This is a genomic window from Streptomyces sp. NPDC091292 (assembly GCF_044757265.1).
GTDB lineage: Bacteria > Actinomycetota > Actinomycetes > Streptomycetales > Streptomycetaceae > Streptomyces.
On sequence record NZ_JBIVUQ010000004.1, the window covers coordinates 365924 to 386130 of the forward strand.

Below are 20207 nucleotides of genomic sequence, written 5' to 3' on the forward strand. Positions count from 1 at the left end.
GGTGAGATGTCCAGCCCACCACTTGATCACTCGATCGGACGGCCCGATCCGACCCGCTCCGACCCGCTCTGTCGCGGAACCTGCCCGCCGGGGCGTCGGCCACTCCGAAAGTGTCCCGGTTCACATGGGGTGCGGTACGGGGATGCTCCTACGGATGTCAGGCGTCGCCCGTGGACGCGGTGCCGATGTCGCCGCCCGCCGCGATGGAGCGGGGGCCGGAGGCGGAGACGCCGCCGGGGGGCGGGGTGGAGGTCGGTCCCGGGGACGGGGACGGGGGCGGCGGGGTGCCGGGGGTCGCGCCGTCACCGGTCGTGGCCGAGCCGATGTTCCCGCCCGCCGCGATCGACCGCTCACCGGCCGCGTGGACGGTGGGCTCGGGCGCGCGGGCGCCGAACTGGGCGTACAGGGCGAGGGCGAGTCCGACGAGGGCGACGACCCCGCCCGTCACGCTGGCCGTCTGGTCGGCGCGCCCCAGATCGACGACGGCCACCACGACCAGCGTCACGGCCCCGGCCGCGCAGAGCCCAACACCCGCCCACATCAACGCCTTTGAGGTCATCCCTCCATCATGCCGGGTCCCCGCCGGACGCGCCGGGCAAAGCGAGGCGCGCCGCTCCGTCTCCCGCGCCCTCCCCGCCGTCTGCCTCCGCGTCCTCCGCGTCCTGCTCCATGTCCATGGAAGCCCGTATCGACTCGGCCCGGCGCACCAGCTCATGGAACGCCGGGGAGTCACCGCCGAGTACGTTCCGCGCGGATTCCAGGGCGTCGTCCACGTCGAAGGCGCCCTGCGCCTCCGCCTGCCGCATGAGGTGCATCAGCAGGAGGATGCCGCGTGCGCTGAGGGTGGCGGCGTCGTCGGGGCCGAGGTGGCGCGCGGCGTCTTCGGCGCTCCGCTCGGCGTGCTCGATCGCGCCGTCGACGTCCCGGTCGAACACGCACAGCTGCGCGACCGTGAGCCTGGCCTGGATGGTCTCCAGGTGCCCGGGACCGAGCACCCGCTCGCAGTCCGCGAGCTGTTCCTTGGCGGCGACGACCTCGCGGCGCGCCCATTCCTGGGTCTGCTCCGGGTCCACGTACTCGCTGAAGCCCTTGACCAGGGAGGTGAGGTCGGTCTCGTCGAGCCGGTTGCCGATGCTCATCAGGGCGGCGCCCGCGTCGCCCAGGAGGCTGTCCAGGTTGGACACCTGGGAGAGCCGGCCGCGTGCGTCCAGGGTCGCCGGGTGGGTCTCGCCGAGCGCGCGGGCGCTGTCGGCGATGGTGCGTTGCAGACCGTCCACGGCGCCCGCCAGGTTCCCCGCCCTGGCCAGGATCATGGCACCGGCCGTCCGGGCCTCGAACGTGCCGGGGTGACCGGCGCCCAGGACCCGCGTACGCAGCTTCACCACGTGCTCGACGATCCGCCCGGCGCGTTCGGTCTCGTCGGCCTTGAGGCAGGCTCCGGCGAGTTCGTAGCGCGCGGTGAGGGTTTCGGGGTGGCGGGGGCCCAGCACCCGTTCGCAGTCGGCGAGATGGCGTTCGGCCTCCGGGACGGGCAGCGGCTCGCGGGTGACCATGCGGTTGCGGGCGATCAGCACGCTGGGGTGGTCGGGGCCGAGGTGCCGCAGCAGTCCGGCGGCGCCGCGGCCGAGGAAGCGCAGGGCGCGCTGTGACATGCCCTGTCCCGACATGAACGCGCCCATCCTGCTGACGGCCCGCGCCAGTTCGACGGGGTCGGCGTCCTGCGGGCAGTGCTCGGCCATCGCCTCGACGTGCGGCAGCAGGGTGCGCCAGGCGGGCCAGCCGGCCGGGTCGTCGGCGTCGGTGGGCAGCGACTCGGCGAGGGATTCGGCGGCGATCTCGCGGGCCTGGGCGACGGCGCCGGGTGCGCGGTGCGGGTCGTCGGGGTCCGGCGTACGGGCGACGGCCTGGACGAGTCGGTGCACGGACAGGGTGGTGCCGTGGGGGGTTGCCCCGTGCAGGGTGAGCATGCTGTGGGCGGCGAGGCGGCCGACGGCGCGGTGGACGGCGGGGCGGGCGCCGAGGGTGTCGAGGAGGGTACGGGGGATGCCGTCGGGGGCGTACCAGGCGAGGGCGAGCAGGATGGTGACGGCGAGCGGGTCGTCGGCGATGCGGTCCAGGGTGAGGCGCCAGACGCGGGCGACGGTGCGCTGGATGTCACCGCCCTCGGCGGTGGCCGTGTACATGTGGGCCGGGTAGTCGGCGAGCAGGTCGAGGTAGTCGCGGGCGGTGGCGCCGGTCTCGGCGCAGTACGCGGCGGCCTGTTCGACGGCGAGCGGGAGGTGGCCGAGTTCGGCGCAGACCTCGGCGGTGCCGTCGCCTGCGGTGGGGCAGATCCGGGTGAACAGGTCGGCGGCCTCGGCGGGGTCGAGGACGTCGAGGCTGATGGGTTCGGCGATGCCGTGCCAGCCGGTGGCGCGGCGGCTGGTGATGAGGAACCGTCCGGTGGTCGCGGCGAGCAGTGGCTTGAGGTCGGCCGGGTCGGAGACGTTGTCGAGGACGACCAGCCAGTCGTCGTGGGCGGTGAGCCACTGAAGTGCCCAGTCACGCAACTGCCGTTGCTGGAGGAGGGTCGTCAGGGCGGGTTGGAGGGTGCCGGCCAGCGCGGCGAGTCCGGCGTCGACGGAGGCGGGGCTCTCGGCGGTGATCCACCAGACGGGGGTACGGCGGGCCCGGTCGGCGGCCCAGCGGGCGGCGAGCGTGGACTTGCCGATCCCACCGAGCCCGTGCACGGCGTGCACGACGGCCCCGCCGGGACTGGCCAACGCGGCATCCAGTAGGGCGAGTTCACGTTCGCGCCCCACGAACAGCGTGGGCCGCTCGGGCAGATTCGTCAGCCCGGGGGGCCACGCGACGGAGGCGGCGGGCCGGTACGCGCCGGCCGGCAGCACGGTGGCGTGATCGATCCGTACGGTGCCGATCGCCCCGTCCCCGGTGACGGCGACCCCGATGTCCCCCTGCGCCGCCACGGCACCGTCCCCCGACGCCCCCACCACCGGCCGCCGCTCGAACATCCCGCTCATGGGTCACATGATGACGCCCCCGGGCTCGAACCGTCAGGTTTCTGGGGACACTTGACGGCTACCGGGGGTCAGCCCGGCCCCCAGGACGAGGGGCGCGCACCCCTACGTCCCTAGACCGGGAGCATCCAGCTCGGCCCCTGGGACCCACGAAGCCAGATCCTTTGACCGTCCCGCGCAATCGTCATCCCGAACTCGGACACGTGGGGCGACCCCTGGTCCCGCCACCTGCCGATCGAGTCCTCAACCTGGTCCCACAGCCTGAGCGGCCCACGCTGGATCACGGTCCAGCCGTCGCCGTCATCGTCCGCGCGGACCCGCGCCTGGGACCCGGTGGCGACATCGAGCAGCACCTGCTCGACCCCTGCTCCGAGACGTTCGGCGGAGGGGGCAGCGAGCTGCGCGACGAACCGGCCGGTCCAGTCGTCCAGCAGCGCCGGGTCGATCCGGCTCGGGCGTTCCTCTCCGGGGAGCAGTTCGAACGGCCCGTGCGACGGCTTGTCGTGGGGGCGGGCCATCATGAACGAGGTGTACCCGGGCAGAAAGCGGCCTTCCGCGGATGAGCCGTCCCGCACCGTGAGCCGGACGAGCCCGTACGCCGCGCTCCAACCGGAGAGCGTGACGAGCAGTGTGCCGCCGGGGCTGATCTGCTGGAGCAGACCGTACGGAACGTGACGCATCGAGCAGAACGCGATCACCACGTCGTACGGAGCCTGCCCGGGGTAGCCGCGCAGGCCGTCAGCCGTGACGAGCGTCGGGACATATCCAGCCGCGCCGAGGGCCTTACGAGCACGTTCTGCGACATCGGTGTCGGTCTCGATCGAGGTCACGTTCCGTGTGCCGGCGATCTCACAGGCGTAGGCGGTGGACAGGCCCGTTCCGGTGCCGATGACGAGGACCCGCTTACCCGGGGCAATGCCGGCCTGCTCGATCATCCACAGGACGACCCCGGGCAGGGTCGAGGACGAGGTCGGGCTGCCTCCGCTGACGGGCCCGGGAGCATTCTCGGCGAGTACGCCGTCGATCTGGGTCACCCATGTCTGATTCCGGTAGGTGAGGCGCAGCCACTCGTCGGCGGGGGTGTCGTCGCGGCGGACGGGTGTCCAGACGGTGACGCCGGGGGGAGTGCTCGGCCGGTAGACCGCGCTGCCGAGGAACACCTCGCGGGGGACGGCCTCAGCCGCGCGGCGCACCTCGGGATCGTGCAGTACGTCGTCGGCGACGAGCTGCCCGACGAGCCGGTGGCGTAGCTCGGCGGCGGTTTCCTGGGTCATGTGCTGGTGCCCCTCTCTGCCGAAGATCGCCGACGTCCGTCTGGCCGGGCGGCGGGCTGGAGCACTTGTTCTCGGCATCGCGATTGCGCGCGGGATGGTCGACATTCAGTGCCCCCGTAGCGCGCAGGACCTCCATATAGCCGTGGCGCGACTGTTCCGTCCCGAACCGCTGCTCGGGCGCCAACGACAGCCCCCGCCCACGCAGCGTAGGGGACGGACCCGCCGCCTGGCCGCCCGGCCGAGGCCCGCAGCACCGCTCGTTTATGCGATGACGCGAATATTGGCGTTGCCGCGTGGACACTGCTCCGGCCCCGCTCGTACGGTCATGGCAACCGGCCCGCAAGGGGCTCGTGCAAGGGGGTTCTCGGCTGTGGCTCGTGAGGAACTGACGCGACTCACCGGCAACGGAAACGGCACATGCGGCAAGGATGACTGCCCGAACGTCTACCGGACCGCATCCGGCTCGATCGTCGTACAGGGCGACTTGTCCAACGCTTTCACAGCGCCGGACGGGGAAGGACTTGTCGAAATTCCGGAGGAAACATTGAGGGAGGCCGTCCGTGCTCTTGGCTGGTGAGGAATGGGCCGCGCGTTTCGAAGGCTTTCAACGGGAAGCCTGGCGCCTTGAGACGTTGCCGCAGTACCTCATGCCCCAAGAGGCGGAGGAGTACGAGGAGTTCAGGGCCGGGGCGCGTATCGACCCGGCGACTGTGTCGGACGAGTACACCGAGCGGCTACGCCGACAGGCCGCGCAGGGTCGGATCCAAGGTCGCGTTCACATCGTCAGCCGGCCACTCTCGGACTACCTCCGGTTTGAGTTCCATCATTACTACAAGGCTCACGCGCTTGCTGGTGAGCAAATCCGCATTCTCGACATCACCGACCGCCCCAACCCTCTCGACGGGGTACAGGACTACTGGATGTTCGACCACGCCGAGGTAGTCCTCATGAACTATCACCCGGACGGTAGGCAGATCAGTCGGGAAGTATTCGACAGCGACGTCGCACCGTTCGTTGAATACCAGCGGATCGCAATCTCCGAGTCGGTTCCCTTCGAGGAGTACGTGAAGGGCCTTTGAGGTTTGAGCCTGAACGGCTGGGCCGGTCCAGGTCGGACCTGGCGGAAGCCGTGCGCAGTCTGCGGAAGCGAGCCGGGAAGACACAGACCTGGCTCGCTCGCCGCTGCAACATGTCTCAAACCAAGATCAGCAACATCGAAGCCGGGAAACTCACCCCGGCAATTGTCGATGTCGAGCTGATTCTAGAAGTACTCGAAGTCACCGGCCCGGAGGCCGAGAAACTCTTCTCGCTGGTTCGTACGGCCAACACCGAGTGGCAGGATCACTGGGCGTCTCGACGCCGAGGCTTGGACAAGAAGCAGAATGAGCTGGCGCAGCTTGAGGCCGTGACCACAGAGTTCCGGTTCTTCCTTCCCACGATGATCACGGGCCTGCTGGCGACACCGGACTATGTACGCGCAAGTCTCGCGCGGAGTCCAGGCGATATCTCCAAGGTCGTAGCCAAGAAACTGGAACGTCAGACGGTCCTCCTGAACCGGTTGAAACTCTTCACCTTCCTCCTGACCGAGCAAGCGGTGAGATGGCCCCTGGTGCCCCCTATAGCCATGGCCATGCAGCTCGACAGGCTGGCGTCCGTATCACGGATTCCGAACGTGCGGCTGGGCGTGATCCCTCTGGGCGGAGCGCAGATCCCGGAAACACCGATCAGCGTCTTCACGGTGTACGACCGACGACTGGTGCAAGTCGAAACGCACACGGGTGCTCTTATACTTCGTGATCACAGAGATGTGAATGCCTACCGTGAGGATTTCGACAGGTACGAGACGTGTGCCGTCTTCGGAGAAGAGTGCCGAGAACTCCTCGCGCAGTGGTCCATGATCTTTACCCGACAAGGCCAATAAACCGTCACTGCGCAGCATCTCCGGTCGATAGTCCCTGGTGTGAAGAATCCCAGGGAGGCGGACACATGACGCACAGACAGACTGCACCGGATCGGGTAGCGGTCGATCTCCCAACTGGCTTCAACGCCTGGCTACTTGACTGCGCGCCGACGCCCGACTGCAAGGTCTGCGCCGCGAATTGGCGACAGCTCGTGGAGCACCGGGACAAAGGCAGGATCTACCAGGCGGCCCAACATGCCACGGAGATCAGGGACCACTCGTCGGGCGTACACGAGGAGTCGTGACCAGCGCTGACACATTCCGCCCCGCCCGTCACGGTGCGGGGCATAGTTCCCCTTCGCCCACTCTCAAGTGGTGGTAAAACTGGGCAACTTGCGGAGGCATCAGGAACACCTGTCGGCGTGGACCGCTACGCCGGCGACACCACCCCTGGGCGCGACCTCGGGGGCGCACTACATCCGATCGCGGGGAAACTTCATGGCCACGAACTACCGCATCCGGTACGCGATCCTGCCAGCCGGCGTCGGGCCCGACGACTACGAGTCGGAGGACTTGGAGCACAGGACTGAGGTGTTCAGGCTCGATGATCCGGTACCGGACGGCCCTGTTGGCAGTGGCCTTGAGGTGCGCTATGGGCAGCCCGTACCGGCGATCCAGAAGGCCATCCGTGACCACCTCGGGGACGACGGTCGGGAACCGATCGTGCTGGAGATCATGCTGGACACGGATGTGACGGACGACCAGTCCGCCTAGGACCGGCGCTTCGCGATGTCAGCCAGGCGTGATGGCGAACCCGATCCCGGAGGTACCCCGGCGGGTCCGCCAGTGCCGAAGCGCTTCTTGGCGAGCACGCCGTCGGCCGGAGGGCGGAGCCTTCCGCATCCCATGGCCAGGCACGAGAGCCCCGCGCGGTCGGTCCAGGCGGGGCTCTCAGGTGAGAACTTCAGCTCACGTCTGCCGTCCGCGCGAGCGCCACGAGAGCAGCGAACGCGGAGGCAGACACCATCAGAACAGGACCATCCGAGCGCTTGCTGTCCCGGACCGGGACGACACCCGTCACTGTCGCGCCATCGGGCGCCCACTCGATGCAAGCGCCGCCGTTCTGAGTGCTGTAGGAGGACTTGACCCACCGCAGGAGAGGTGAGCTGGTCGTAGCCATCACGGGGTGCCCTTTCGTAGTTGTTCGATCATGGCGACAGACTCCGCCTGGGAAGCTGCCTCGATCTGAAGCTGATGATAGTTCTTCACCAGCGGTAAGACGGAGGACATTTCGCGGTCCAAGTGCCCCTGCGTCTGCGACTCAACGTAGGACATCAGGGACCGATCAGGCAGCGTCAGAAGGTGGACCAACCGAAGGAACGGCTTCCGCTCCCCCATGGCGAACGGAGCGATCTGGAGCGCTGTACTCGACTGTTTGGCGAACTCGACCAAGTGTGCCAACTGGGCATCGATAACAGCGGGTCCGCCGATGACGTTACGGATACAGCTCTCGTCCAATACCGCGAAGATGAGGGGCGGTGGCGTTCGGACGAGCGTGGCTTGCTGCTCCATCAAGAAGCCAACTCGTTCATCCGCCTGTTCGGGCGTGATGTCACCTCGCTGCACTGCGCTGTCCGCCAGTACCTGCGCGTACTCCCGCGTCTGGAGTAGTCCGGGGATGACTCCAGACTCAAACACCCGGATCTCTGCCGCACGCTCCTGGTATCCGACGTACTCCGGATACCCCTCCAGCAAGCTGCCGTTCTGCATCTCCCGCCACTGACGTTCGAACGTATCGACTGTGGCAGTCAGCCCAAAGGCCACGTCAGCAGCTTTCGCGAAGCCTAAAGATGGCATTTTGCGAGCAGTTTCCACGCCCGAAATATGCCCGCTGGAAATGCCCATGTGCCGGGAGAGGTCGTCCTGTCTCCAGCCGCGCGCCTCGCGTGCGCTGCGTAGACGTGCTCCGAATGCCGCCTGCGGGCTGCTCTCCGGGTCCAGTTCCTTGCGGTTCACCCATCACCCCTGACTTATCTGGCTGCCAAGCCACGTTGAACCAGTTCTGACGGTAGGCCAACCTGAATCCGCCCGGTAGTGGAATCGCTACGGAGAGGAGCGGGCCATGTCCGACAAGAACGTATCGGAACATCAGGCACCCCAACTCAGCGTCGGTGAACTCGCCTATGACACCCGGAGGGAAGTCCTTGGGGTGGTCATGGACACCGGTACGCAGACGGGGGGTGGTCGCTATGCCCTTCGCCCGCCGAAGGGCGGTATCGAGTGGAACGCATCGCGTGCGGACGTTCGGCCGGCGACCCTGGCGGACCGAATTCGCCCCGCCCTCACCGAAGTGAACGAGCGCAGCAGCGGAGGCTCTTCATGGGGATGACTCGCCTGTTCCGTCACCTCTCATGGACGCTGACGCAGGTGGAGTCCGAGGGCGTCCACGCACATATCGAGTGCGTATCCGGTTCCCCGCCGTGCGGGGCGGAACCGCCCGACGCCACGAAAGGGCTCACCCCGGACGGAGTTGAGGCGTGGGCCGAATACCACTTCCGTCGCACTGGACACCGCCGCTACGAACGGACCGCCTGCGACACCGTCCAATGGGACCCGCCCGCGGATGTGGACCCGCGCACCATCAAGGGGGTGACCACTTGAACCCAACCAGTGACCAACTCGGCGTACCGGCGCGGTTACGCGGATGGGCCGACTCGGGACCGAGCGGCGCGCCGTCGGCGAGCGGTTGAAGACCGGCGACCCCTTCGCGTTGATCGTGAGTGATCACAGCGGTGTGTACGTGACCCCCGCTTCGTGCGGCAGCGTCCCCGGCGCTGCGAAGGACCGCACGGAGCGGCACCCCCCTCGGTCCCGGTGCGGTCGGTCCGCTCGGGCCCGAGGGAAGGGGGGCGGCCCATCCCGCTCCCGGCCCCGGCCGTCCCTGGTCCGCCCAAGGACGACCGGGGCCGCCCCCATCCCGACCACCCCGACCACCCCGACAAGGACCCACGTGCCCGCTCGACACGACATCCCCGCCGAGACCGAACTCTGGGACGCCTACGCCGAGTCGGCCTTCAGGGGCGACATGGCTCCCGTCTTCCACTGGACGCAGTACGCCGGACACGGTCCCGGGCCCGAACTGCTCGGTGATCCCAAGTCCGCACTGGAGATCGGCTGCGGAACCGGCCGCGCCCTGGCCCACCTCGCCGGCCTCGGTGTGACCGCCCTTGGCGTCGACCTGTCACCGGTCATGGTCAGGAGGACCAGTGAGCGATGGGCCGACAGCGGCGCCGAGTTCGTGTGCGGCGAAGTCCTCGAATTCCTCGGCGCCGACACGACGAAGTACGACGCTGTGTACTCGATCTTCGGGGCCGCCTGGTTCACCGACCCCGTCAAGCTGTTCCCGCTGGTACGCCAACGGCTGAGCCCCGGCGGCGCGTTCGTCTTCTCGCAGCCGCCCGCGATCCCGGGCGCGTACGGCCCTCAGGGGATGTACAAGGGCGGCTTCGCGGGCAAGGCGATGTTCACGTACCGCTACAGCTACAAGCCCGCGAAGTGGGAACGGCTCCTGCTGCACAGCGGGTTCCGCGAAGCCGAGGCGACCGTTCTGGAAGCTCCGACGCCGGGACACATCGGCACGCTCATCGTCCGCGCCCGAAGCTGACCGGGGCGCTTCACCGACCCGACCGAACCCCCAGACGTGGGCCTTCGACCACCCGCGACGGCACCCCGACCACACCAACTGCGCCGAAGGATCCGCGTACGCGGGGCATCTCCATCTCTCCCCCTAGGACCAGACATGCGTCAATGCGAAGCCACAACCGATGTGCCGCCCGACGGGCTGCTGTTCGCGATCCTCGCCGGGCAAGGACGTGTCCTCAGCAGCGAACTGGAACACGCGCCCCAGCGCGCCCGCTGCGAACTCGGGCACCAACACCACGGCGAACACGCCGACCACGTATGGGACTGGGACCAGAAACCCACCCACGCCCTCTGGGCCCGCTGGAACACCGACGGAACAGCGCGGTTCGAGAACCTGCACTGGTGCAAGACGGAGGGCGGCCCGGACGGCGACGCGTGCACCCTCCACCGGGACCACACCCACGAGCACTCGTGGCACGTCCACGACCCCGGTACGGAGACACTGCGCTGAGGGGCCTGGCCGAAAAAGCGCGGTCGTGGTTCAGCCGCTGGGCTCGTCCGCGCCGCTGCGATCCCGCACGTACGTCCCCCTCTGCGGCACGGTGTAGACGTATCCGAGTTCGCGAAGGTGTCGTACCGCCCGCCGTGCCGTGTCCCGGGCCACGCCCCACCGCTGGATCAGCGCGGACTCCGACGGAATCGGACGGTCCACAGCGAGCGTGCCCGACTCGATGTCCCGGATGATCTCCGTCGCGATCTGCTGATACGGCGGTGTCGGGGCGTCGTAGTCGATGCTCGGGCTCATGGGGGAGAGCGTAGACAACTGGCCACACTGACGGCCGTTTCCATACGTAGGTAGACGAGGGTAGAGGAGTTGCCTTAACGTCGGATACGAAAACGCCCCGGTAAACCGCTTAGGACCGGTTCGCCGGGGCTCAGCCGCACAGCTTTCATAGGAGCTGAACGACCTTGCGCGATGCTATCGCCCGCACCCTCTCCTGGGTGCTCTCCGTCCTCGCCCCCCGCCCGCCCGGACGCCATAGCGCGGAATACTTCGCCGCCCGGACCCCACAACCCGGGCCTGCCCCCGTATCACCCTGGTCCCGCCCGTGGACCGGGCCCACCAAAGAAGAAGCCGCCGCATACTTCCGGCGCCAGGCGGAGACCGCCCCGGAACTCCGGCTCCAACGTGAGCGCCGGCGAGCCCTCTACTACGCCACGCTCGGCGTAGACCTCCCGTACACCTACCCAGGTGCCCCCTTCCCGCGCTCCGCCTTCACGGCGGTGGGGGCGACCGCATGACCCGCGACGGGCTCACCGCCGCGCCCGCCTCCCACCCGGGCGCGCTCTGCTGCCGCTGCCGGAAGCGGACGTACGCCCCCGTGGCCGTCCGCTACGTCGAGCGCACCAGTGGCTCAGGCGTAACCCTGTACGCGTGCCCGAGCCACGCCGTCGCACTCGGCGCGGGTCCGACACCCGAGGACCAACTCCGCGCGCCGTAGCGAGCGGACAGACACACCAAGACGCCCCGTGCGGCCCAACTGCTGCCGTGCGGGGCGTTGGTGGGAGTCGTCAGGGTGTGGTGCGGAGGCCCAGGGGGGCCGCGATTTCTTCTGCCATGACTCGGCCTGCCGCTTCCGCCAAGTCGTCGTCCGCCAAGTCTTCGTCCGTGTCGAGGCCGTCCAGGGCTTCCAGGGGCTGGTTCAGGCGGACGTGGGCCACCAGGGACTGGAGGGCTCGCAGGGCGCCGGAGGCGGAGGAGCCCCAGTTGGAGAAGTACGAGAACTGCCACCACCACAGGGCTTCCACGACGCGGCCCGCGCGGTAGTGGGCCATGCCGTGGCGCAGGTCGGCGACCACGTTGGCGAGGTCGTCGGAGATGCGGCAGGCGACGGGGGCCTTACGGGGCTCGTAGGGGTCGAAGACCTCGGAGTAGACGTCGACCGGTTCGAGGAGGACCGCGAGGCGCTCGCGCAGCTCGTCGGCGTCCGGCTCGGGGCCGAGGTCGGGCTCGTACCGCTCGTCCGGGACGATGTCCTCGTGCGCGCCGAGCCGGCCCCCGGCCAGCAGGAGCTGCGAGACCTCCAGGAGGAGGAACGGCACGGCGGAGTCCGGCTCGTCGCCCTTGGCGACCTCGCCGACGGCGACGAGGAAGCTCTCGATCTGGTCGGAGATCTGGACCGCGAAGTCGTCCGGGTCCTGGGTCGTGGCGTGCAGCGTGGCGTCAGACATCTAGGAGTCGTCTCCCCTCGAAGGCGCGTCCGAGAGTCACCTCTTCCGCGGCGGCTCTTGTTGCGGTGCGATACGCCGTGCCGGGCGCCGCCCGGCGAGTGGGGTGGCCGGTCATGTCAGACATCCAGCAACCGCCTCCCCTCGAAGGCCCGGCCGAGGGTCACCTCGTCCGCGTACTCCAGGTCCCCGCCCACCGGCAGGCCGCTGGCGAGTCGGGTGACCTTCAGGCCCATGGGTTTGATCATGCGGGCGAGATAGGTGGCCGTGGCCTCGCCCTCCAGGTTCGGGTCCGTGGCCAGGATCAGCTCGGTGACCGTGCCGTCCGCGAGGCGGGCCAGGAGTTCGCGGATGCGCAGATCGTCCGGGCCGACGCCCTCGATGGGGCTGATGGCGCCGCCCAGTACGTGGTACCGGCCCCGGAACTCGCGGGTCCGCTCGACCGCCACGACATCCTTGGGCTCCTCGACGACACAGATGACCGCCGGGTCGCGCCGGGTGTCACGGCAGATGCCGCACTGCTCCTCCTGCGCCACATTGCCGCAGACCGAGCAGAAGCGGACCTTGGCCTTCACCTCCAGGAGGGCGTGGGCGAGGCGGCGTACGTCGGTCGGCTCCGCCTGGAGGATGTGGAAGGCGATCCGCTGCGCGCTCTTGGGACCGACGCCGGGCAGCCTGCCCAACTCGTCGATGAGGTCCTGGACCACGCCTTCGTACAACGGACTGCCTTTCCTGGGGTGCTTCGCACGTAACCGTAGTTGGCCGTCGACCGCCTTAGAAGGGCAGGCCCGGAATGCCTCCGCCGCCGAGTCCCTGCGCGAGCGGGCCGAGCTTGTCCTGCTGGAGTGCCTGTGCGTTGTCGTTCGCCGCCTGGACCGCCGCGACGACCAGGTCGGCCAGGGTCTCGGTGTCCTCCGGGTCCACGGCCTTCGGGTCGATGACCAGTCCCCGCAGTTCGCCTGAACCGGTCACGGTCGCCTTGACCAGGCCGCCGCCCGACTGACCCTCGACCTCGGTCGCCGCCAGTTCCTCCTGCGCACGCGCGAGATCCTGCTGCATCTTCTGGGCCTGCTGGAGCAACTGCTGCATATTGGGCTGGCCACCACCGGGGATCACGATCAGCTCCTGGCTGCCGGCGCTCTCCACGCCGGCGGACGACGGTACGACAGGTCGGCGGGGTTTTCCGCCTGGCACGAGCCTACGTGCTCGGCGGGTCGCTCGCCCCAGCACTCTTTCGAGTGAGTTGGGCCGTTCTCCTATACCTGATCAAGGGCCACTTCCGGGCGGAAAACCTGCGAAAACGGAAGTGGGGCCACCCATTGGGCGGTAGGAAGGGGGCGGCCATGGCTGCCGATCGGCGCCACATGCCCCATCAACATCACGTAACGTCGCCCTTTCATTACGCAGCGCAGTCGTCACGTACCGCAGTCATCACGTTTCGCAGGACACGCAGCACATAGGGAGTGCCGGGTGAGTCAGCCGGAGATGCAGCCCGAGGGTCCGCCGCAGGACGGGCGGGGCGAGGGCGGGGGCCCCCGGCCTGACGATCTGGCCGGGCGGCGCTTTCCGCTCGGCGACTGGGCGGAGCCCGCGCAGCGGCTCGAAGAGGTGTACCGGTGGGTGGAGCAGGGTGCGCTCGCCACCGCCGACTGGTATCTGGCGGACCGGGTGTGGAAGCGGCGGGGGGCGCGGGCGTTGCGAGGTGGGGCGGCGGTGGGGGCCGCTGCCGCGGGGGCGTTGCCGTTGGTGGATCTGACCGGGGCGTTCGGGGGTGGCGGGGTTGCCACCTGGGGGTATCTCGCGCTGTTGCTCGCGGTGGCGTGTGTGGTCGGGGACCGGTACTTCGGGCTGACGTCCGGGTGGATGAGGGATGTGGCTACGGCGCAGGCTGTGCAGCGGCGGCTTCAGGTTCTTCAGTTCGACTGGGCTTCGGAGTGTGTGCGGGAGGTATTGGGGCCGACCGAAGGGACCGCCAGTGAGGCGGCCGATCGGTGTCTTGGGGTGTTGCGGCGGTTCTGTGATGACGTGACGGAGCTGGTGCGGGCGGAGACGGCGGATTGGATGGTGGAGTTTCGGGCTGGGCCTGCGCCGCTTGGTTTGCAGGCCGGGGTGGTCGGGGTCGCCCGGGGCGACAGTGCGGGTGGGGGGCGGGTCCTCCCGCACCCTTCGGGCGCGGCTCGGCCCAATATGCCTCGGCAGCGGCCTCCCGAGCCTAGGTGAGCGACAGATTCGGGGTTCCGGGCGACTCGGGTCCCGTTGTGCCCACCCGTTCCGCCGTGCGGAACGCCTGCCCACAACGGGACCGGGGGGTGTACGGGAACCGAGGGATGAGCGGGACCGGGGGATCGGCGGAACGGGGGCCGGGGGTGGGCGGGGAATCGGCGTGCGGAACGCCTGCCCACAACGGGACCGGCAGTAGTGACGGGACCGGGGGATCGGCGGAACGGGACGGCGGGTGGGCGGGGGTGGGGATCGGTGTGCGGGGCGCCTGCGCGCGGCGGGACCGGCAGTAGTGACGGGACCGGGGATCGGCGGAACAGGTGCCGCGGGTGGGCGGGGGTGGGATCGGTGTGCGGGGCGCCTGCGCGCGGCGGGACCGGCAAATGTAGCTCGGGCCGGTACTCCGCTGGAGTTGGATTTGGCTGGGTTAGCTGAAGATGATCATGGAGCCCTGGGCGAGGCTTCGTGTTGTTGCTGCGTGTAGGCCCAGCCACACGTGGCGTTCTCTCGCGAAGGGGCTGTTGTCGGGGGGTGCGGGGGTCGCTGGTTCTTCCAAGTCCGTGGGGCCCGCCGGGGGCTGCGGTGGGGTCGGGGGGTTGGCCGGGTCGATGCCGATGGACGGGGCCACGTACTCCAACTCCCGTAGCAGGGCCTGCGATGAGCCCAGGGGGCCGCCGCCCGCCAGCAGCTCCTCGTTCGACAGCGGTGCCGGGAAGTCGAGGGGGACGTACGCGCCGGCGTGGTCGTAGTGCCAGACGAGGTGTGACTGCTGGGCCGTGGACTCGAACATCTCCAGGAGCTGTTCGTAGTCGCCGCCGAGCGCGTCCACCGGTGTCACGGCGAGTCCGCAGATCTGGAGGAGATAGGCGCGGCGCAGGAAGTGCAGTGCGTCGTAGTCGAAGCCGGCGACCGGGGCCACGTCCCCGGACAGGCCCGGCATATAGGCGTAGACCGGGACCGGCGGCAGGCCCGCCTCGCCCAAGGTCCGGTCGTAGAGGGCGAGTTCCTCGGCGAAGGGGTTGTCGGAGCTGTGGCAGAGCACGTCGACGAGCGGGACCAGCCAGAGGTCACAGGCCAAGGGAGAGCACTCCTCGCGAGGGGAAGAGGGAAAGACGCCGGGGAAGCAGCGTAATGCGCCTCCCGCCGGTCGGCCCCCGGCGGGAGGCCACACCGTCACACTCGTCGCGGCAGGTCCCATACCCACACCCCGTCGACCCACGTCCCCGGGCGGCCGATGAGCTGTTCCAGGGTGGTGCGCAGCGCCTCGTCGTTGGGCTGCGGGGCGAGGACGACGGCGCCCGCGTGCCAGTACGCGAAGTCCTTGCGGGCCTGGTTGCGCCAGGAGTCGCCGATCGCCGGGGGGCGACCCGAGTAGCGGACGTCCCGGAGCATGTTCGACGTCCAGCGCGGCGAGGCGCCGTAGATGCCGATGCGGTCGGGCCCGTAGGGGCCGTTGAAGTAGCCGCCGGGCAGCTTGAAGCCGAGGCCTGCGGCGGTCTGCCAGTGCAGCGCCTCGGCGGCGCCGGGGTCCGGCAGCGGGACCGTGACGAGGGATTCGCCGCGCGCGGTGTCGACGTACGAGCGCCACGTGCCGTCGGCGATGAACGCCGGTACGGGCACCCGGTCCACGGCCTTCAGGGGCATCGGCACGATGGGCAGCAGGGCGGCGGCGACGGCCGCGAGGCCGACCACCCGGTTGACCCGGTGGCGGGTGGTGAGCAGGCGTTCCAGGGCGAGCGCGAGCAGCATTCCCAGGGCGGGGGCGCAGATCATCGCGACCCGCGACTCGATGACCGATTCGAAGAGCGGCTTCGATGACAGGAACTTCCAGGGGCCCGGCAGCACGATGTCCGTCAGTGGGATGCGGAACTCCGGGCCTAGCGAGAGCAGTGCGGCGCACACGGCGGTGCACGCGAGCGCCTTGACGACCGCCCGGTCCCAGAGGCGGATGACGATCGCGAAGGCGAGGGCGGTGAGCGGCCAGCCGTAGAAGGCGTTCTGCTCCGTCGGGTTGAGGGACAGCCGGGACGCGCTCTCGGCGTCGCCCGCGAGGGAGCGCTCGGCGAAGGAGAGGAGGGCCAGGGGGCTGTTGCCCGCGTTGTCGCCGTGCAGCACGCTGTGGTAGCTCTGCGGCCCGAAGAACTGCCAGTACAGCGGGAACGCGACCAGCGGCAGGCACACCGCGAGCGCGACACCGATCCCCCGGGCCAGGGGCCGCCACGCCGCGCGGGCCACGTCCCGGCGCAGCACCCCGTACGCCACGACGAACAGCAGCAGGCCGATCGCCGCGAGCAGCAGGGGTTCCTCGCCGACGAAGATCTGGTACGTGGCGAACAGGCCGAGTACGACCCCGTCGCGGACCGGTCGGGCGCCCTCGCAGAGCCGCAGGACGCGGTCGACGATCAGCGGCATCATGAACAGGACGACGAAGTTCGGGTGGGCGTTGGCGTGGCTGACCATGGGCGGCGCGAAGGCGGCGAGCAGCGCGCCGACGGCGGCGGCGCCCCGGTGGTGTACGAGGCGTTTGACGAGCAGCCAGTACCAGGCGAGGGCGGTCCCGGCGAGGCCGAGCGTCATCACCAGGGCGAGGCTGATCGCGGGGCCGAAGAGCCAGGTCACGGGCGCGAAGGGGACGGACAGGCCGAGCATCACGGTGTTCGCCATCAGGTTCACGCCGTCGGGGAAGCCCTGGAGTGTGGTGAACAGCGGGTTCCGCAGGTGCGCGATGTTGTCGGCGGTGACGGCGAAGAACCACTCCCATTGGTTCTGGTCCTGCATGGAGTCCGTGAGGTAGCGGCCGGCCGGGCCGCCGCCGGACCAGCGGCCGGAGTAGAGGGCGACGGACGCGATCAGGAACAGGGCGGCGGCCAGCAGGTCGGCGCGGCGCAGGGAGCGGGCCTTGAGTACGGAGAGTTCGGCGAGGACGCGGGCGTAGTCGAGGGGGCGGACCTTGGAGCCGGGCTGGTGGGCCCAGCGCACCGGGACCTCGGCGACGGGCGCGCCCTGGCGGCGCAGGTACTGGAGTATCTCGACGTCGATGCCCCAGCCGGAGAGCCGGGACGCGGCGAACGCCTCGCGCGCGAGGTCGCCGTCGAAGAGTTTGAAGCCGCATTGGGTGTCGCGGATGCCGGGCACCGCGATCCCGCGTATGAGGAAGTTTCCGGTGCGGCCGAGGAGTTCCCGGACGCGGTGCTGACGGTTCTCGATGGTGGCGCCCGGGGTCGCGCGGGACCCTATGGCCGCCGCGTGGCCCTCGGAGAGCGCCTTGTCGAGGTGGTCCAGCTCCTCTATCGGTGCGGCGAGGTCGGCGTCCGTGACGAGGACGCGGCGGCCGTACGTGGCGAGGACGCCCAGGCGCAGGGCGTGGCCCTTGCCGCCGTTGCGCTCGCTCGCGACGACCTGCACGCGTACGTCACGGGCGGCGGCCTCGTCGGCGATCTTGCGGGTGGCGTCGGTCGAGCCGTCGTCCACGACGATCAGTTCCCAGGTCCCCCAGCGGCTGTCGGCGGCGCCCAGATGGGCACATATCGCCTCCAGCGTGGGGCCGAGCCGGTGCTCCTCGTTGTACGCGGGGACGACCACCGACAGGTCCACTGCGTTCATCCAGCGGCCAGCCGTTCGATCAGGGCGAGTGAGTGCGCGTTGTACGCGGCGACGATCGCGCCGGCGTCGGACGGGTCGCGGCGGGCGAGGGCGTCCACGAGTTCCGTGTGGCCGGCCCAGAGACAGCCCCTGAGGTCCGGCTCGCGGCGGAGCAGCGGCACCGCGCAGACCCAGGACTGGACGCGCAGCCGGTGCAGGAAGTCGGAGAGGTACGGGTTGCCGAACAGGGCGCCGAGTTCGCGCCAGAACCGCAGGTCGTAGCCGATGAGGACGTTCAGGTCGCCCGCCGCCGCCGCGCGCTGGGCCTCCTCGCCCCGGCGGCGGACCGCGCGCAGCGCCTCGGCGGCGCCCCGGCGCTGCGAGATCTCCGTGAGGCTCCGGAAGAGCCCCTCGGTGACCAGGCTGCGGGCCTCGACCATGCCGCGGTAGTCGGCGACCGAGAACTCGTGGACCCGGAAGCCGCGGTGCTGTACGGAGTCGAGGAGGCCCTGCGCCGACAGGTCGACCAGGGCTTCGCGGACCGGGGTCGCGGAGACGCCGTACTGGTCGGCGATCTCCTTGACCGTGAACTCCTGGCCCGGCTGGAGACGGCCGGCGAGGACCTCGTCGCGGAGGGCGTCGGCGATCTGCTGGCGCAGGGTGTTGCGGGTGACGGCGGCGGCGTTCGTACCGATGCCTGGCATGGGGCGTCCTCCCCCCGGGCGGTATGGGTCACTATTCGCTCTGACGAGCGGGGGTAACCCTACCTTTCCGGGGGGCCGGAAATCGGTGCCGAATGTCCGCGGGGCTTTCAGGCGGCGGGCTCTCGGACGGCGGGCTCTCAGGCGGTGAAGCGGTCCGCCTCCGTCAGCGCCTCGTCCAGGGCCGCAAGCCCCTCCTTCGCCTCCGCCTCGGTCACATTGCAGGGCGGGACGACATGCGTGCGGTTCATGTTGATGAAGGGCCACAGGCCGTGCTTCTTGGCCGCCGCGCCGAACGCGGCCATCGGGGCCGCGGCCTCACCGCTCGCGTTGTACGGGACCAGGGGCTCGCGGGTCTCGCGGTCGCGGACGAGTTCCAGCGCCCAGAAGACGCCGGTGCCGCGCACGTCGCCGACGCTGGGGTGCCGGTCCGCCAGGTCGCGCAGGCCGGGTGCGAGGACGTCGGCGCCGATACGGGCCGCGTTCTCGACGACGCCCTCGTCCGCCATGACGCCGATGGTCGCGACGGCCGCCGCGCAGGCCAGGGGGTGCCCGGAGTAGGTGAGTCCGCCGGGGTAGGGGCGGCGCGCGAAGGTCTCGGCGATGGCGCCCGAGATGGCGACGCCGCCGAGGGGTACGTACCCGGAGTTGACGCCCTTGGCGAAGGTCAGCAGATCCGGGACGACGTCGAACTGATCGGCGGCGAACCAGGACCCCGTACGCCCGAACCCGGCCATGACCTCATCGAGTACGAAGACGATCCCGTACCGGTCGCAGAGGGCGCGGACCCCGGCGAGGTAGCCGGGCGGGGGCATCATGATGCCGGCGGTGCCCGGGATGGTCTCCAGGATCAGGGCCGCGATGGTCGCGGGACCCTCGAAGGCGATGGTGTCCTCCAGGTGCTGGAGCGCCCGCTCGCACTCCTGCTCCTCGGTCTCCGCGTAGAAGGGGGACCGGTAGAGGAAGGGCGCCCAGAAGTGGACGACGCCGGACGAGCCGTTGTCGGACGGCCAGCGGCGGGGGTCGCCGGTGAGGTTGATCGCCGTGGAGGTGGCGCCGTGGTACGAGCGGTAGGCGCTCAGCACCTTGTGGCGGCCGGTGTGCAGGCGGGCCATGCGGGTGGCGTTCTCGATCGCCTCGGCGCCGCCGTTGGTGAAGAAGATCTTGTCCAGGTCGCCCGGGGTGCGCTCGGCGATGAGGCGTGCGGCCTCCGAGCGGGCCTCGACGGCGAACGCGGGCGCGAAAGTGGTGAGCTTCGCGGCCTGCTCCTGGATCGCGGCGACGACCTTCGGGTGCTGGTACCCGATGTTGGTGAAGACGAGACCGCTGGTGAAGTCGAGGTACCGGTTGCCCTCGTAGTCCCAGAAGTACGCGCCTTCGGCTCCGGCGACGGCCAGCGGGTCGATGAGGTCCTGGGCGGACCAGGAGTGGAAGACGTGTGCCCGGTCGGCGGCCTTGACGGCGGCGCCGGCCTGGGGGTTCGGCTGAGGGGTCATGGGGGTGAGGGTAGGTGGTGGGGGGTGGGGGGTGGGATGGGCGACGTGTGTGAGGTACGGCGCCTGACGCGACAGTCTGTCCAGACGGGCGACCCTGGTCGGGGGGCGGAGGACTGTGCCCGGGTGTTCCCGAGTGGCGGGGTGCA

Annotated in this window: 22 protein-coding genes; 9 read left to right on the plus strand and 13 right to left on the minus strand. The window is 69.8% G+C overall.

What is annotated here, in order from left to right:
* Nucleotides 1–157: 157 nt before the first annotated feature.
* The 3 genes from ACIQNU_RS15855 to tgmC all read right to left on the minus strand — a co-directional run bounded on the left by ACIQNU_RS15855 (nt 158) and on the right by tgmC (nt 4291).
* A complete protein-coding gene (locus ACIQNU_RS15855) occupies nt 158–559 on the minus strand; it encodes a hypothetical protein (RefSeq protein WP_401366205.1) in 402 nt (133 codons plus the stop codon).
* Between the two features lie 7 nt (nt 560–566).
* Complete coding sequence (locus ACIQNU_RS15860; RefSeq protein WP_401366206.1) at nt 567–3020, minus strand: tetratricopeptide repeat protein; 2454 nt, start codon at nt 3018–3020, stop codon at nt 567–569.
* Between the two features lie 110 nt (nt 3021–3130).
* Entirely contained in the window at nt 3131–4291 is a 1161-nt protein-coding gene (gene tgmC / locus ACIQNU_RS15865; RefSeq protein ID WP_401366207.1) for an ATP-grasp peptide maturase system methyltransferase, read from the minus strand.
* Between the two features lie 370 nt (nt 4292–4661).
* Here tgmC and ACIQNU_RS15870 point away from each other — a divergent pair, with 370 nt between their 5' ends.
* From ACIQNU_RS15870 to ACIQNU_RS15885, 4 genes are all read left to right on the plus strand, one after another.
* Nucleotides 4662–4868, plus strand: coding sequence for a hypothetical protein (locus ACIQNU_RS15870; RefSeq protein WP_401366208.1), 207 nt, complete (start codon nt 4662–4664; stop codon nt 4866–4868).
* Entirely contained in the window at nt 4852–5370 is a 519-nt protein-coding gene (locus tag ACIQNU_RS15875) for a DUF6879 family protein (protein ID WP_401366209.1), read from the plus strand. The genes ACIQNU_RS15870 and ACIQNU_RS15875 overlap by 17 nt, the downstream gene beginning before the upstream one ends.
* The gene (locus ACIQNU_RS15880) at nt 5367–6212 is read left to right on the plus strand and encodes a helix-turn-helix domain-containing protein (RefSeq protein WP_401366211.1); all 846 of its coding nucleotides are present in this window, start codon (nt 5367–5369) and stop codon (nt 6210–6212) included. Before ACIQNU_RS15875 ends, ACIQNU_RS15880 begins: the two co-directional genes overlap by 4 nt.
* A 477-nt stretch (nt 6213–6689) precedes the next feature.
* Entirely contained in the window at nt 6690–6965 is a 276-nt protein-coding gene (locus ACIQNU_RS15885) for a hypothetical protein (protein WP_401366213.1), read from the plus strand.
* Nucleotides 6966–7155: 190 nt separating this feature from the next.
* Here the strand turns inward: ACIQNU_RS15885 and ACIQNU_RS15890 are convergent, their stop codons facing one another.
* On the minus strand, nt 7156–7371 hold the full coding sequence (locus ACIQNU_RS15890) for a DUF397 domain-containing protein (protein WP_401366214.1): 216 nt from the start codon (nt 7369–7371) through the stop codon (nt 7156–7158).
* A complete protein-coding gene (locus ACIQNU_RS15895) occupies nt 7371–8207 on the minus strand; it encodes a helix-turn-helix domain-containing protein (protein ID WP_401366215.1) in 837 nt (278 codons plus the stop codon). The genes ACIQNU_RS15890 and ACIQNU_RS15895 overlap by 1 nt, the downstream gene beginning before the upstream one ends.
* 106 nt (nt 8208–8313) lie before the next feature.
* On the opposite strand from ACIQNU_RS15895, the gene ACIQNU_RS15900 reads away from it, so the two are divergent.
* The 3 genes from ACIQNU_RS15900 (at nt 8314) to ACIQNU_RS15910 (ending at nt 10344) form a co-directional block, all read left to right on the plus strand.
* Nucleotides 8314–8580, plus strand: coding sequence for a hypothetical protein (locus ACIQNU_RS15900; RefSeq protein WP_401366217.1), 267 nt, complete (start codon nt 8314–8316; stop codon nt 8578–8580).
* Between the two features lie 621 nt (nt 8581–9201).
* Nucleotides 9202–9855, plus strand: coding sequence for a class I SAM-dependent methyltransferase (locus ACIQNU_RS15905; RefSeq protein ID WP_401366219.1), 654 nt, complete (start codon nt 9202–9204; stop codon nt 9853–9855).
* A gap of 135 nt (nt 9856–9990) precedes the next feature.
* Entirely contained in the window at nt 9991–10344 is a 354-nt protein-coding gene (locus ACIQNU_RS15910; RefSeq protein WP_401366221.1) for a hypothetical protein, read from the plus strand.
* Nucleotides 10345–10374: 30 nt separating this feature from the next.
* On the opposite strand, the gene ACIQNU_RS15915 is transcribed toward ACIQNU_RS15910, so the two are convergent.
* A complete protein-coding gene (locus ACIQNU_RS15915) occupies nt 10375–10638 on the minus strand; it encodes a GntR family transcriptional regulator (protein WP_401366222.1) in 264 nt (87 codons plus the stop codon).
* 493 nt (nt 10639–11131) lie between these two features.
* Here ACIQNU_RS15915 and ACIQNU_RS15920 point away from each other — a divergent pair, with 493 nt between their 5' ends.
* On the plus strand, nt 11132–11335 hold the full coding sequence (locus tag ACIQNU_RS15920; protein WP_401366224.1) for a hypothetical protein: 204 nt from the start codon (nt 11132–11134) through the stop codon (nt 11333–11335).
* Nucleotides 11336–11405: 70 nt separating this feature from the next.
* Here the strand turns inward: ACIQNU_RS15920 and ACIQNU_RS15925 are convergent, their stop codons facing one another.
* From ACIQNU_RS15925 to ACIQNU_RS15935, 3 genes are all read right to left on the minus strand, one after another.
* The gene (locus tag ACIQNU_RS15925; protein ID WP_401366226.1) at nt 11406–12065 is read right to left on the minus strand and encodes a DUF5063 domain-containing protein; all 660 of its coding nucleotides are present in this window, start codon (nt 12063–12065) and stop codon (nt 11406–11408) included.
* Nucleotides 12066–12181: 116 nt separating this feature from the next.
* A complete protein-coding gene (recR, locus tag ACIQNU_RS15930; protein ID WP_401366228.1) occupies nt 12182–12781 on the minus strand; it encodes a recombination mediator RecR in 600 nt (199 codons plus the stop codon).
* A gap of 55 nt (nt 12782–12836) precedes the next feature.
* A complete protein-coding gene (locus tag ACIQNU_RS15935) occupies nt 12837–13178 on the minus strand; it encodes a YbaB/EbfC family nucleoid-associated protein (protein ID WP_401366424.1) in 342 nt (113 codons plus the stop codon).
* A 354-nt stretch (nt 13179–13532) separates the two neighbouring features.
* Between ACIQNU_RS15935 and ACIQNU_RS15940 the strand changes: the two genes are divergently transcribed.
* Nucleotides 13533–14282 carry an SLATT domain-containing protein gene (locus ACIQNU_RS15940; RefSeq protein WP_401366230.1) on the plus strand — a complete coding sequence of 250 codons (750 nt, stop codon included), beginning with the start codon at nt 13533–13535 and terminating at the stop codon, nt 14280–14282.
* A 427-nt stretch (nt 14283–14709) separates the two neighbouring features.
* Here ACIQNU_RS15940 and ACIQNU_RS15945 read toward each other — a convergent pair whose 3' ends face one another.
* From ACIQNU_RS15945 to ACIQNU_RS15960, 4 genes are all read right to left on the minus strand, one after another.
* Nucleotides 14710–15360, minus strand: coding sequence for a hypothetical protein (locus ACIQNU_RS15945; RefSeq protein WP_401366232.1), 651 nt, complete (start codon nt 15358–15360; stop codon nt 14710–14712).
* 95 nt (nt 15361–15455) lie between these two features.
* The gene (locus ACIQNU_RS15950; RefSeq protein ID WP_401366234.1) at nt 15456–17885 is read right to left on the minus strand and encodes a glycosyltransferase; all 2430 of its coding nucleotides are present in this window, start codon (nt 17883–17885) and stop codon (nt 15456–15458) included.
* Nucleotides 17882–18568 carry a GntR family transcriptional regulator gene (locus ACIQNU_RS15955; RefSeq protein ID WP_401366236.1) on the minus strand — a complete coding sequence of 229 codons (687 nt, stop codon included), beginning with the start codon at nt 18566–18568 and terminating at the stop codon, nt 17882–17884. Before ACIQNU_RS15955 ends, ACIQNU_RS15950 begins: the two co-directional genes overlap by 4 nt.
* A 137-nt stretch (nt 18569–18705) precedes the next feature.
* On the minus strand, nt 18706–20061 hold the full coding sequence (locus tag ACIQNU_RS15960) for an aspartate aminotransferase family protein (RefSeq protein ID WP_401366238.1): 1356 nt from the start codon (nt 20059–20061) through the stop codon (nt 18706–18708).
* Nucleotides 20062–20207 lie beyond the last annotated feature (146 nt).

Coding starts and splice junctions, on each gene's coding strand:
- ACIQNU_RS15890 (WP_401366214.1), bottom strand. CDS start 7,371: ATGGCTACGACCAGCTCACCTCTCCTGCGGTGGGTCAAGTCCTCCTAC.
- ACIQNU_RS15860 (WP_401366206.1), bottom strand. CDS start 3,020: ATGAGCGGGATGTTCGAGCGGCGGCCGGTGGTGGGGGCGTCGGGGGAC.
- ACIQNU_RS15955 (WP_401366236.1), bottom strand. CDS start 18,568: ATGCCAGGCATCGGTACGAACGCCGCCGCCGTCACCCGCAACACCCTG.
- ACIQNU_RS15915 (WP_401366222.1), bottom strand. CDS start 10,638: ATGAGCCCGAGCATCGACTACGACGCCCCGACACCGCCGTATCAGCAG.
- ACIQNU_RS15885 (WP_401366213.1), top strand. CDS start 6,690: ATGGCCACGAACTACCGCATCCGGTACGCGATCCTGCCAGCCGGCGTC.
- ACIQNU_RS15960 (WP_401366238.1), bottom strand. CDS start 20,061: ATGACCCCTCAGCCGAACCCCCAGGCCGGCGCCGCCGTCAAGGCCGCC.
- ACIQNU_RS15925 (WP_401366226.1), bottom strand. CDS start 12,065: ATGTCTGACGCCACGCTGCACGCCACGACCCAGGACCCGGACGACTTC.
- ACIQNU_RS15920 (WP_401366224.1), top strand. CDS start 11,132: ATGACCCGCGACGGGCTCACCGCCGCGCCCGCCTCCCACCCGGGCGCG.
- ACIQNU_RS15900 (WP_401366217.1), top strand. CDS start 8,314: ATGTCCGACAAGAACGTATCGGAACATCAGGCACCCCAACTCAGCGTC.
- ACIQNU_RS15950 (WP_401366234.1), bottom strand. CDS start 17,885: ATGAACGCAGTGGACCTGTCGGTGGTCGTCCCCGCGTACAACGAGGAG.
- ACIQNU_RS15855 (WP_401366205.1), bottom strand. CDS start 559: ATGACCTCAAAGGCGTTGATGTGGGCGGGTGTTGGGCTCTGCGCGGCC.
- tgmC (WP_401366207.1), bottom strand. CDS start 4,291: ATGACCCAGGAAACCGCCGCCGAGCTACGCCACCGGCTCGTCGGGCAG.
- ACIQNU_RS15910 (WP_401366221.1), top strand. CDS start 9,991: ATGCGTCAATGCGAAGCCACAACCGATGTGCCGCCCGACGGGCTGCTG.